Origin of the sequence: Pseudomonas frederiksbergensis, assembly GCF_017114915.1 — a bacterium.
Lineage (GTDB): Bacteria > Pseudomonadota > Gammaproteobacteria > Pseudomonadales > Pseudomonadaceae > Aquipseudomonas > Aquipseudomonas frederiksbergensis_I.
In genome coordinates this window covers 1-11,449 of the sequence record NZ_JAAUOE010000071.1, presented here as the reverse complement: position 1 = coordinate 11,449, position 11,449 = coordinate 1, and the positions used below count along the sequence as shown (strand labels likewise).

Annotated in this window: 12 protein-coding genes; 11 read left to right on the top strand and 1 reads right to left on the bottom strand. The window is 58.9% G+C overall.

What is annotated here, in order from left to right; genetic code table 11:
• Positions 1-87: 87 nt before the first annotated feature.
• Positions 88-951, bottom strand: a complete 864-nt coding sequence (locus tag HCU66_RS26200) for a helix-turn-helix transcriptional regulator (protein ID WP_205891279.1) — start codon at positions 949-951, stop codon at positions 88-90.
• A 400-nt stretch (positions 952-1,351) separates the two neighbouring features.
• On the opposite strand from HCU66_RS26200, the gene HCU66_RS26195 reads away from it, so the two are divergent.
• From HCU66_RS26195 to HCU66_RS26145, 11 genes are all read left to right on the top strand, one after another.
• The gene (locus tag HCU66_RS26195; protein WP_205891278.1) at positions 1,352-1,546 is read left to right on the top strand and encodes a Flp family type IVb pilin; all 195 of its coding nucleotides are present in this window, start codon (positions 1,352-1,354) and stop codon (positions 1,544-1,546) included.
• A 38-nt stretch (positions 1,547-1,584) separates the two neighbouring features.
• Positions 1,585-2,124, top strand: coding sequence for an A24 family peptidase (locus HCU66_RS26190; protein ID WP_205891277.1), 540 nt, complete (start codon positions 1,585-1,587; stop codon positions 2,122-2,124).
• Positions 2,125-2,126: 2 nt separating this feature from the next.
• Complete coding sequence (locus HCU66_RS26185; RefSeq protein WP_205891276.1) at positions 2,127-3,452, top strand: AAA family ATPase; 1,326 nt, start codon at positions 2,127-2,129, stop codon at positions 3,450-3,452.
• Between the two features lie 15 nt (positions 3,453-3,467).
• Complete coding sequence (gene cpaB, locus HCU66_RS26180) at positions 3,468-4,274, top strand: Flp pilus assembly protein CpaB (protein WP_205891275.1); 807 nt, start codon at positions 3,468-3,470, stop codon at positions 4,272-4,274.
• A gap of 76 nt (positions 4,275-4,350) precedes the next feature.
• Entirely contained in the window at positions 4,351-5,694 is a 1,344-nt protein-coding gene (locus HCU66_RS26175) for a pilus assembly protein TadG-related protein (protein ID WP_205891274.1), read from the top strand.
• 8 nt (positions 5,695-5,702) lie between these two features.
• Positions 5,703-6,182, top strand: coding sequence for a TadE/TadG family type IV pilus assembly protein (locus tag HCU66_RS26170; RefSeq protein ID WP_205891273.1), 480 nt, complete (start codon positions 5,703-5,705; stop codon positions 6,180-6,182).
• Entirely contained in the window at positions 6,182-6,676 is a 495-nt protein-coding gene (locus tag HCU66_RS26165; RefSeq protein WP_205891272.1) for a TadE/TadG family type IV pilus assembly protein, read from the top strand. The genes HCU66_RS26170 and HCU66_RS26165 overlap by 1 nt, the downstream gene beginning before the upstream one ends.
• The gene (locus HCU66_RS26160; RefSeq protein ID WP_205891271.1) at positions 6,670-7,890 is read left to right on the top strand and encodes an AAA family ATPase; all 1,221 of its coding nucleotides are present in this window, start codon (positions 6,670-6,672) and stop codon (positions 7,888-7,890) included. The genes HCU66_RS26165 and HCU66_RS26160 overlap by 7 nt, the downstream gene beginning before the upstream one ends.
• A gap of 3 nt (positions 7,891-7,893) precedes the next feature.
• Complete coding sequence (locus HCU66_RS26155) at positions 7,894-9,324, top strand: TadA family conjugal transfer-associated ATPase (RefSeq protein WP_205891270.1); 1,431 nt, start codon at positions 7,894-7,896, stop codon at positions 9,322-9,324.
• Positions 9,321-10,307 carry a type II secretion system F family protein gene (locus HCU66_RS26150; RefSeq protein ID WP_205891269.1) on the top strand — a complete coding sequence of 329 codons (987 nt, stop codon included), beginning with the start codon at positions 9,321-9,323 and terminating at the stop codon, positions 10,305-10,307. The genes HCU66_RS26155 and HCU66_RS26150 overlap by 4 nt, the downstream gene beginning before the upstream one ends.
• A gap of 29 nt (positions 10,308-10,336) precedes the next feature.
• A complete protein-coding gene (locus HCU66_RS26145) occupies positions 10,337-11,299 on the top strand; it encodes a type II secretion system F family protein (RefSeq protein WP_205891268.1) in 963 nt (320 codons plus the stop codon).
• Positions 11,300-11,449: the final 150 nt, after the last annotated feature.

The window sequence follows — 11,449 nt, the reverse complement described above, 5'->3', positions numbered from 1 at the left end:
GCGAGTTCGAGTCTCGTTTCCCGCTCCAAATTCAAAAAAAACGCCGCTCATTTGAGCGGCGTTTTTTTATGCGCGTAAAAAACTGCCTCAACCTTCGAGGCTCTGCACCAGGCTTTCGAGAACTTCAGCGGTTGTATCCTCCAGTGCCGGTTGTGCGGCTACCGCTCTGAGTTGACTCGCCAAACGGTATTCGCTGGGCGTGCAGTTGACGAATTGCTTGAAGGCGCGAGCGAAGTAGGACGGATCCTTGAAACCCGCCTCATAGCCGATGCTGGTAATGGGCATCTGGCTGTTGTCGAGCAGTTGCTTGGCGAAGTTCATGCGTTTGTCCAGGATGTAGTCGGTGAAGCCGACGCCATTGGCTTCCTTGAACAGGCGGCTGAAGCGAAAGGTCGTCATGCCGCAGCGCTTGGCCAAATCCCTCTGATCGATGCTGTCGCGAAAGTGCTGGTCGATGTACAGCATGATATGGCTCAGCGCCTGGTGTTTCTGGTGTCCGGAGGTCAACCGGATGCTGTCCGGCAGGGTCGGGGAGTGATCGATCTGCGATGTCTTGCCCTGACCGGCATTTCGGCGCAATTCGCACAGCTGCACCACCGCTGTCAGGTAGCGCTTCTTCTCGGTGGCCGAGAGCGGCAGCACCATGTATTCCCAGACACTGGAACGCATGGCCCAGACCGCCAGTTCTTCCGAGTGCTGCACGGTGAACATGGTGATGGGGATGGTGGGGGTGGTGTGTTTGATCTCCAGCAACAACCTCAAGCCCGGGGTGTCGGGGCGATCGAAATGGATGCAGATCATGTCGGCCTGCTCTGTGCAGGGCAGCACGGAATTTTTCGCCAATTTGCAGTCGCAGGTGTCCTCGAACTGCGCGATGAGTCCCTTCGTGGAACGATCGTGAGTCAGATCGAACCATAGTAGCGATGGCCTTCTGGTCAAATTGGACGTCATGTCTCTACTCTGGGGTTCTTCATGCCTCTGTTCGCTGAGTAGTATTGCTAACGTGCCATCACTTTGCAGATTAAATCCTGATAAGAAAGACGCTACTTAAGCCCATTCGCTCTAAGTGCTGCTTTGCCGACAGTTTGTTTACGTGTTTTCGGCGCATCCCGGCCTCAACCGCTTGTCGCTTGTGAATCAATGACCAACGCTTTTGCAATGCCATGCCTCGTTTTACCCCTCCCGTGACTTCTGCAAAGGCTAATCAACGCTATTTTTCCGCCCCGCAAAAAAGTCCTAGTGATGTGCAAAATCTTCCTAACGCCCATGCCTTGCCCCTGACTAGGGTTGCATCAGGCAGTGCAGAACGTACTGCCTCCCGAAAAAACAACATTCGAGTGAGGTGGGCAAAATGATCATTCAAGCAATCAAGGCTTCGGCAGTGAAGTTCGCCAAAGATGAAGACGGCCTGACCATTGTGGAATACGCGGTGGCCGGCGGGTTGATTACCGGAGCTGTTGTCGTCGCATTCACCCTTCTTGGCGGGGTAGTGGATACCAGAATTCGGCAACTGTGTAATGCCATTATCGCTGGTTCTTGCCCATAACAGCTCTGCCTATAACAACTCTGATAGGGAGATACACCATGTCCATGGAACAGCTGATTGCTACTGTTGTGCTGATAGGACTGCTGGGTGTGGCGGTGGTGAGCGACTTGCGTCGCCACCGCATTCCCAACCTGCTGATCCTGGTGGGGCTGGCCTTGGGATTGGCCGGCCAGACTTATTCTGGTGGGATCAGCGGGATGGGGGACAGCCTGCAGGGCCTCCTGATCGGTTTTGCGCTGTTCCTGCCCATGTATGCCTTGGGCGGCATGGCTGCCGGCGACGTCAAGCTGATGGCCATGGTTGGCAGTTTTCTACCTCCCCATTTCGCCTTGTGGGCTGTGTTCTTCAGTCTGCTATGGGGAGGCCTGTGCGGTTTTCTGATCGTGCTGGTGCGCGGTCAATTATTACAGACCCTGGGGCGCTATCGGTTGATGTTTCGGACGCGGGCCTATATGGCGCCGAACTCGGACGAGGTGGCCGGCAAGCCCTTTCCTTACACGGTAGCGATCCTGCTCGGGACGTTGAACAGTGTCTACTGGCAGCTCGTTGTCGGCGGAGTCGGTGGATTCGGAGGTTAGTCATGCACGTCATCGTCGAGAGTGATGCCTACACCAGCGATCGGGACGCGGTGCAACGATTGGCTCCTCAGCCCTGCACAATCCGAGAAACCGGTTTAACCGACAGTTTCCTCGGCGAGTTGGTGTGCAAGCATTTGCATGACGCCGGCGTGCTGGACATGTCGCGTCTGGTGGAGCGACTGGCGCTGACCGGCGCTGTACTTGAAGAAGTCCTGGCGTTTCTGCGCAAGGATGGCCGTGTCGAAGTGCTTGGCCAGATGGGGCAATCGGGTGGGCAGCTGCGTTATGGCCTGACCGAACGTGGTCGCAGTGCTGCTCGGGATGCCTTGTCGCGCAGCGGCTATATCGGAGCGGCACCGTTTCCGGTGAGTACCTATCGGTCCCTGATCAAAATCCAGACCATTCACCACGGTCGCATCAACTCGAACGATATGCACAGGGCCCTCACGGGCGTCGTGCTCACGGAGGGGATGCTCGATCAGTTGGGTGTGGCACTGAACTCCGGGCGCGCAATCATGATTTATGGCCCCGCGGGTACCGGCAAGACGTATGTCAGCAGTCGGCTGATTCGTCTGTTCGCCGAGGCCATCTGGGTGCCGCATGCCATCGTGATCAACGAGTCGGTGATCGAGATTTATGACCCGCAGGTACATCAGCGTCTGGATGACAACAGTCAACAGAACAATCTGATGCTCAACGAAGGGATTGATCGTCGGCTGCTGCGCTGTAAACGCCCGGTTGTCATTACGGGGGGCGAGTTGAGCATGGAACAGCTGGACGTGCGCTATGACCCCTATAGCCGTCAGTACCAGGCGGCCTTGCAGCTCAAGGCCAGTAATGGGCTGTTCATCATTGACGACATGGGACGCCAGCGCATGGCCCCTGCCGAGCTGTTCAATCGCTGGATCGTACCGATGGAAGAGAAGCGCGATTTCATCAATCTGGGCGGTGGTCGGCATTGCGAGCTGCCGTTCGATCTGATTCTGGTGTTTTCCACCAACCTCAATCCTCTGGAGCTGGCCGATGAGGCCTTCCTGCGCCGGATTGGCTACAAGCTGCAGTTCGGTTACCTGAAGCCTGAAGAGTACGAAAAGATCTGGCGTCAGGAATGCGAGCGTATGGGCATTCCTTTCGACCCGCTGCTGCTGCGTTATGTGCTGCAAAGGCTTTATGCAAGTGAAGGCATGCCCCTGGTGCCTTGCCATCCCCGCGATCTCCTGAACATGGCCCTCGATCGTCAGCGTTATATCGGCGGTTCCGGGGTGTTGTCGCCACAAGAGTTGGAATGGGCCTGGCACAACTACTTTGTCCAGCTCGACTTTCTTTGATACGGAGATACCGACATGAGCTCTCGTACTGTTTCCCTGATAGGCGTTTCCCTGGTCATGGGCCTTGGTGCTGCATGGATGGCCGACTCCTGGCTGAACGCCCGGCTCAATGCCACCCCGGATGACCACCTTCGAAGCGTGGTGGTCGCCACGGTAGAAATTCCCTTCGGGCAGATGGTCGAGGCCCAACAGGTCAGCACCGTGCGCATGCCCATGGACACGATCCCGGACGATGCGCTCGATTCCACCGACAAGGCCGTGGGCAAGATCGCAACGTTCGACATCTTGCGTGGCGACGTCATGCGTGGTGCACGCCTGAGCGAGCACTTGGGCGGCAGTACCCTGGCCTCTCTGATCGCGACCGACAAACGTGCCATATCGGTACGGGTGGACGACGTGGTCGGCGTGGGCGGGTTCCTGTTACCCGGTAACCGGGTCGATGTACTGGCGACCAAACGCACGGATGCCGCCGGCAACAACGCCGTGTCCAAGACCATCCTCGAGAATTTGCGGGTGTTGGCGGTAGACCAGACGGCGGGTACCGACAAGACCCAACCGGTGGTGGTGCGCGCAGTGACGCTGGAGATGACGACCGCAGAAGCTGAAACACTGGTCACGGCGCAAACGGAAGGGAAATTGCAACTGGCGCTGCGCAACCCGCTGAACGACCAGAAAAAAATCGCGACCGTTGCGCCTGCCGCACCGGTTATGGCGGTGGCCGCCGCCACCGAGCCAAAACGTGTGGTCCGCCGTGGCAATGGCGAGGGAGGCGGGACTGTCACGATTATCCGCGGGACCCAAGCCACTGTAGTCAAGCGTTGACAGGGCGGTAGGGAGCCTGGGCACCCAGGTATTGGCGGAGCCGATCCGGATAGTTTCGGTAAATGAGGGCTTGAAGATGAATCTTCGAATTCAGCAGCCGTTCACTGCGACGCCAAGGCGCCAGGAAGGATCGGTGAGCGTATTGATGGTAATCGCATTGGCGGCGATTTTAATGATGGCAGGTATGTCGCTCGACGTGGGCCACATGTTGTTGAACAAAACCCGCCTGCAGAACGCTGTAGATGCAGCTGCCCTGAGTGGCGCCAAAACCCTGAGTCAGGTGGAGGGCGGTGTGAACATTGCCGACGTGACACGCACTGCCGCGCTCAACACTCTGACGCAAAATGCCAATGCCACAGGTAATGGCGAATTGGCAACGGCAATCGGTGGTAACGCAGGCACCTTCGCGGTCGTGGAGCTGGCAAGCAGTGTCTATGGCCCGTTCGCCTATCCCGGGCCTGCGGACGCCAAATATGTTCGGGTATCGGTACCGAACTTTGGCCTGACAGGATTTTTCTGGAACTTCGTTCAGACCTTTGGCACTAGCGGCCTGGGGAACAAAGCAGTGTCAGCGATCGCCACCGCCGGCCCCAGCCCTACCAGCCCGTGTGATCTGGCACCTTTGATGGTTTGTGGCGACCCGACTAAATACGATCCGGACGCTGGCATGTTCTGGGGCTTCCAGTTTGGTGATTTGCAGGTATTGAAAACGGCTGCCGGCAACTCGTCGCCCATTGGTCCAGGCAATTTCCAGTTGCTCGATTTCGGCTCGGGCGGCAGTACAGTCAGGGATGATCTGGCAGGAGGCGGCTCGGTGTGCCGCAATGTGGGAGACAACGTCCAGACTGCCCCCGGCAACAAGGTCGGCCCTACCTCTCAAGGCCTGAATACGCGCTTCGGCATCTACAACGGCCCGGTCAGTGCCTCGGACTATCCGCCGGACCTGGTGACCGCGTCCAGCAACCCCGCGATCACTTACGACGACTCGGTTTCCCCACCACAAATGAAATACCAGGGGCAAACCGTCACCTCGAGCAACGGTAATCTCACCGCGGGTACCAACGCGATACTGGACTACAACGACTGGCGCGCGAGCGCTGCCGCGTGTGTGGCAGGGTCCGGCAGCGGCTGTGAGAGCAATGGGGTGTTCGAGCGCCGGATGCTGAAAATTGTGGTCGGCAACTGTACCGGCCAACAGGGCGGTACCACCTCGGTCCCCGTCCTGGGTTTTGGTTGCTATTTCGTGGTGCAGCCAATGAGTAGCGGCGGCACGGAATCGCAGATATTCGGCCAGTTCGTGAAGGAGTGCGAAGGCGACAACGTGCCCGGTCCTACACCGATGAACGATTCCGGCCCGCAGATCATTCAGCTCTACAAAACCTATCTCAACGGCAGCGGCACTCCGAGCACTGACTCGTAGGGGGCGTCATGAGACTTCACGCGATTAAACATCCGCGGCGCCAGCAAGGCCTGGCCATGGTGGAATTCACCCTCGCCCTGCCGCTATTGCTATTGCTGTTGCTGGCGCTCGGTGAGTTCGGCCGCATGCTCTACCAGTACAACGTCCTGCTGCAGGCCAGCCGTGATGCCGATCGTTTCGTCGCCAGCAAGGCCTGGAACTCGACGCTTGGGGAAGTTTCTCTGAGCACTACACTGCAGACCCAGACGAAAAACGTCGCGGTCTATGGCGTGCCCAGCCAGACCGGAACCCCAGTGCTATCCGGATTGACGGTCAACGACGTGGTCGTTGCCGCCGTGGGCACCGACCATGTTCGGGTCACCATCACTTATACGTTCTGCCCGGTGATTGGCAGTGGTAACTGTACAGGATCGCTCCCCGGGCTTTTTGGTAACGCGATTGCGCTGAGCATTCCGCTGGTCGCCACCACTGTCATGAGGGCACTGTGATGAATCGCAAGCGCATGCGCGGCACCTATGTGGTGGAGTTCGCCCTCATTGGCGCGCTGATATTCACATTGTTGTTCGGCGCGTTGGAAATCGGCCGCCTGTACTTCACGATCAATGCGCTGGATGAAGTCGTGCGCCGTGGCGCGCGCCTGGCGTCGGTGTGCAATATCAGCGATCCGGTGGTGTTGCGGCGGGCGATCTTCAATGCCGCGACCGACGCCGGTGCGAGCCAGATCATCACCGATCTGGCCACCACCCACTTGACGTTGACCTATCTGGACGTCAACGGTGCTCAGGTGGGTAACCCCGCCGACACGAGTGGGAGCAATGGGTTTCGTGCCATCCGCTATGTCCAGTTGAGTCTGCAAAACTTCGTTTTCAATCTGTTTATTCCCGGGTTCGGCGTGCCCATTACCCTGCCCACATTCAGGGCAACCTTGCCACGCGAAAGCCTCGGGCGTCATTCCGATTCCGGGGAGATCACGCCATGCTGAATACCAAGGACACTCCGCTCTCCACTTCGACCGGCAAAGCCGGGCTGCGGTTGCTGATCAGCAGCCGTGATGCCACCGCTTTGCGCGATTTGCAGAGCGTCTGCCAACGCATGCCTTGCCTGGAGGTGAGTACGCGCCTGGTGAGCAACGGGCATGTCGACCCGCTCTACGGTCTGGACCGCATGCCCGATCTGTTGCTGCTGCGCGTCAGCCACCTGTGGCGCGAGGAGTTGTCGGCGCTGCTGCAGCGTCCGGCCCATGAGCGTCCACCGATGTTGGTGTGCGGTTTGCTGAGCGAACAGGAAGGCATGCGCCTGGCGATGCAGGCGGGCGCCCGTGATGTGCTGCCGGAACCCATCGCCGAGACAGAACTGGTCGCTGCCTTGAATCGCCTGGTCATGGAGGTTCGGACCGGCAGTGGGACAGAAGGGAAATTGATCGCCGTGATCAGCGCCAAGGGTGGCTCTGGCGGAACCCTGGTGGCCTGCAACCTGGCTCAACAGCTCAGTGTCAAAGGCGGCAGTACCCTGCTGCTGGACATGGACCTGCAATTTGGCAGCGTGACGCACTATCTGGATGTGGCGCAGTCGCACAGCCACCTGGAGGTGTTGCACCAGATCGACGGCATGGACAGCGTGGCATTACGCGGTTTTTGCAGTCACTTCAGTCCGACCTTGCATGTGTTGGGCGGTCGAGCGGGTGAGTTGTGCCTGCCGCAGGATGCCCAACCCGAGCAACTCGACACCCTGTTGCAGCTGGCCCGCGCCAGCTATGCCTGGGTGGTGATCGACCTGCCGCGGCAAATCGACCACCTCACCGGCTCCGTGCTGGAACAGGTGGATCGGGTGTACGTGGTGGTGCAGCAGAGCGTCAGCCATCTGCGCGATGCCAGCTCCCTGGTGCGGGTTCTTCGCGATGACCTGGGTGTGCGCGGCGATCAATTGCAGATTGTGGTCAACCGCTTTGACAAGGCGGGCGCGATCAGCCTCAAGGATATCGGCGAGGCGCTGCGCTGCACGAATTTGTCGAAGTTACCCAACGACTTCAACCTGGTCAGCCAGAGTCAGAACACTGGCGTGCCGTTGGGGCTGCATGCGCCGAGGGCCGCGATTACGGCCGCCCTGCGCGACATGACCGAGGACCTGGTCGGTCAACAGGTGGCCGGGAACCAAAGCTTACTCAAACGCGCCTTCAACCGTTTTTTCGGGGGATGACCCATGATCAGCGACTTTCGTAACCGCTTGCGCAAACAGTCCGGTAAACCCGCCGCTCAACTGGGCGACGAAGTGCTGGATCCGGCAGAAGAATTAATGGCATGGGAGCGTGTAATCCCCGACGTTCTTTACGAAACCAGAAGCCAGGTCACCCCGGTGGAGGCCGAATGGCGGGAAAAGATCTACCAGCAGTTGCTCAAGGTCATGGACCTTTCCTTGCTGGACGCCCTTGAACAGACCGAGGCCGCGCGGCAGATTCGCGATATCTGCCAGCGCCTGCTCGATGAGCATTCGGCACCGGTGAGTTCCTCCAGCCGCCAGTTGATCATCAAGCAGATCACCGACGAGGTGCTCGGTCTGGGGCCCCTGGAACCGTTGCTGGCCGATCACAGCGTTTCCGACATTCTGGTCAACGGCCATGCCTCGGTCTATGTCGAGCGCTTCGGCAAACTGCAACGGACCGATGTGCGCTTTCGCGATGATCAGCATTTGCTCAACATCATCGACCGCATCGTGTCCAGCCTGGGTCGGCGTATCGACGAGTCTTCGCCGTTGGTGGACGCCCGGCTCAAGGACGGTTCGCGGGTCAACGCAATCATCCCGCCGCTGGCCATCGACGGTCCGAGCATTTCGATTCGCCGCTTTGCGGTGGACCTGCTCAATACCGACAGCCTGATCCAGGTGGGCACGTTGACGCCGGCCATTGCCTTGCTGCTCAAGGCGATCGTTCGTGGGCGCTTGAACGTGCTGATTTCCGGCGGTACCGGCAGCGGCAAGACCACTATGCTCAATGTGCTGTCCAGCTTTATCCCGCAAAACGAACGGATCGTCACCATCGAAGACTCGGCCGAACTGCAACTGCAGCAGCCCCATGTGGTGCGCCTGGAAACCCGCCCTTCAAACATCGAGGGACGTGGCGAGGTCAGCCAGCGGGAATTGGTGCGCAACAGTCTGCGGATGCGCCCGGACCGCATTGTCATCGGCGAAGTGCGTGGCGCTGAGGCACTGGACATGCTGACGGCCATGAACACGGGCCACGATGGTTCGTTGACCACCATCCACGCCAATACCGCGCGCGATGCGTTGGGACGAGTCGAGAACATGGTGTCGATGACCGGGGCAACCTTCCCGATCAAGGCCCTGCGGCAGCAGATCGCGTCGGCCATCGATGTGGTGATCCAGCTGGAGCGTCAGGAAGACGGCAAGCGCCGACTGGTCAGTGTGCAGGAGATCAACGGCATGGAAGGCGAGATCATCACCATGACCGAAATTTTCTCCTTTGCGCGCCAGGGCATGGGCGAAAACGGCGAAGTGCTCGGTGATTATCGCCCCAGCGGCATGATCCCGGCCTTCCGCGATGTATTGGCCAAGCGCGGCATCGAGTTGCCGCTGACGATGTTCAGGCCTGAGTGGATGGAGGCACGGCAGTCATGAGCAATATTCCTGGTGAATTCATTTTGATGTTCCTGGGCATGGTGTTTATCGCCGTGTTCCTCCTGTCCCAGGGCGTGGTGGTGCCGGTGTTTGGCGAGGCCGGCAAGATGCGCAAGCGCATCCGCAGCCGGTTGAACGTACTGGAAAAAGCCAACAATCTGCCCAACATGCAGACGGTGTTGCGGCAGAAATACCTGACGCGCTTGTCACCGCTGGAGGCCATGCTCGAGCAGTTGCCGTTTATGGCGAGCCTGACCCAGATGATCGAGCAGGCCGGCCATGAATATCGTGCTTATCGGGTGATACTGCTCGGGTTGATACTGAGCACCTGTGTGGGCATCTCGATCTGGACGATCTCGGCAGTCTGGTGGATGGCGCTGTTGGCGAGCTTCGTGGTGTTCTGGTTGCCACTGCTGAAGGTTTCTCGTGACCGTAGTAAACGTTTCGCCGAGTTTGAGGAAGGTCTGCCAGATGCGCTGGATGCCATGTGCCGGGCCCTGCGCGCCGGGCATCCGTTCAACGAAACCCTGCGCCTGGTCGCCGAGGAGCACAAGGGGCCGGTCGCTCATGAGTTTGGCCTGACCTTTGCCGATATCAACTACGGCAACGATGTACGCCGCGCCATGCTCGGCCTGCTGGAGAGGATGCCGAGCATGACGGTGATGATGCTGGTGACCTCGATCCTCATCCATCGCGAGACCGGCGGCAATCTGACTGAGGTGCTGGAGCGTCTGAGTCGCCTGATCCGCGGGCGCTTTCGCTTCCAGCGCAAGGTCAAGACCTTGTCGGCTGAAGGGCGGATGTCGGCCTGGATACTGGTGGCCATTCCCTTCGTGCTGGCAGCGGTGATCGTGTTCACCAGCCCTAACTACTTGCCGGTGCTGCTCAATGACCCGTTCGGCCAAAAGCTGATATTCGGGGCATTTGTTTCCATGTTGCTCGGGATTTTCTGGATTCGCAAAATCATCCGGATTCAGGTGTAAGCGTTATTCGCCATGAGGAGGTGTAGGTCATGGACTATTTGCTCGGGTTGTTCAGTCGAGTAACTGGCAATGAAGAGATGGCGCGCCTGTTGTTTGTCGGTGCGATGAGTCTGAGTGCGGTGCTCGCGATCGTTACCGTGGTGCTACTGCTGTTGGGGCTGCAGGACCCCGTGCAGCGTCGTCTGGCGCTGATCAAACGCGGTCATTCAGGGAGTGCAGGGCAGGACGCACCGAGCAATCTGCAATTATTACTGGAGCGGGTCGGCCAACGCTTTGGTTCGACTGAGGCTGCCCAGACGTCGCCAACCCAGACCCTGTTGATGCACGCCGGTTACCGCTCACCGTCGGCGGTCCAGATGTACTGGGCGGTGCGCTTGTTGTTGCCACTGGTGTTGGTTGGCGTAGTGCTGTTGGTGTTGCCGATAATCCCCAAGCTTTCTTTGATTTCGGGGCTGGCGTTGGTATTGATGGCTGTTGCTATTGGGTGGCTGGCACCTGCGCTGTATATCGGAAAGCGCAAGCAGGCGAGGCAGGGCAGGCTGCGGGCGGCCTTTCCGGATGCGCTGGACCTGATGGTGGTTTGCGTGGAGTCGGGCCTGGCCTTGCCCCTGACGATCGAGCGGGTGGCTGAGGAGATGTCGGTCAGTCAGGTTGAGCTGGCTGAAGAGCTGGCGCTGGTCAATTCGCAAGTCCGCGCGGGTATTTCCAGTACCGAGGCGCTCAAGCAACTGGCTGTGCGCACCGGTCTGGAGGACGTACAAGGGTTGGTCAGCCTGCTGGCGCAAAGTATCCGTTTTGGCACCAGCGTGGCCGATACGTTGCGCATCTATGCCGATGAGTTCCGTGACCGGCGTACGCAGGCCGCCGAAGAGATGGGGGCGAAAATCGGCACCAAGATGATATTCCCGCTGATTTTCTGTCTGTGGCCGAGCTTCTTCCTGGTAGCCATTGGCCCCGCCATCATCGGGGTATTCAAGGCATTCGGTAAGTGACCAGGAGTGGTTTGCCGGCGAACAGTATGGGTTGTACTGCATAAGCACGGGGTGGAGCAGGCGAGCGGAGGGCATTCACTTCAATCACCTGCTTCACTTCGTACTGATCTGTATTTTCTGCACACATGACCAGGGGGCATTCTCAATTGA

What these genes read in the sequence shown, in the direction of transcription:
- HCU66_RS26145 (WP_205891268.1), top strand. Translation starts at nt 10,337, where the DNA reads ATGGACTATTTGCTCGGGTTGTTCAGTCGAGTAACTGGCAATGAAGAG.
- HCU66_RS26165 (WP_205891272.1), top strand. Translation starts at nt 6,182, where the DNA reads ATGAATCGCAAGCGCATGCGCGGCACCTATGTGGTGGAGTTCGCCCTC.
- HCU66_RS26185 (WP_205891276.1), top strand. Translation starts at nt 2,127, where the DNA reads ATGCACGTCATCGTCGAGAGTGATGCCTACACCAGCGATCGGGACGCG.
- HCU66_RS26155 (WP_205891270.1), top strand. Translation starts at nt 7,894, where the DNA reads ATGATCAGCGACTTTCGTAACCGCTTGCGCAAACAGTCCGGTAAACCC.
- HCU66_RS26195 (WP_205891278.1), top strand. Translation starts at nt 1,352, where the DNA reads ATGATCATTCAAGCAATCAAGGCTTCGGCAGTGAAGTTCGCCAAAGAT.
- HCU66_RS26170 (WP_205891273.1), top strand. Translation starts at nt 5,703, where the DNA reads ATGAGACTTCACGCGATTAAACATCCGCGGCGCCAGCAAGGCCTGGCC.
- HCU66_RS26160 (WP_205891271.1), top strand. Translation starts at nt 6,670, where the DNA reads ATGCTGAATACCAAGGACACTCCGCTCTCCACTTCGACCGGCAAAGCC.
- cpaB (WP_205891275.1), top strand. Translation starts at nt 3,468, where the DNA reads ATGAGCTCTCGTACTGTTTCCCTGATAGGCGTTTCCCTGGTCATGGGC.
- HCU66_RS26150 (WP_205891269.1), top strand. Translation starts at nt 9,321, where the DNA reads ATGAGCAATATTCCTGGTGAATTCATTTTGATGTTCCTGGGCATGGTG.
- HCU66_RS26175 (WP_205891274.1), top strand. Translation starts at nt 4,351, where the DNA reads ATGAATCTTCGAATTCAGCAGCCGTTCACTGCGACGCCAAGGCGCCAG.
- HCU66_RS26190 (WP_205891277.1), top strand. Translation starts at nt 1,585, where the DNA reads ATGTCCATGGAACAGCTGATTGCTACTGTTGTGCTGATAGGACTGCTG.
- HCU66_RS26200 (WP_205891279.1), bottom strand. Translation starts at nt 951, where the DNA reads ATGACGTCCAATTTGACCAGAAGGCCATCGCTACTATGGTTCGATCTG.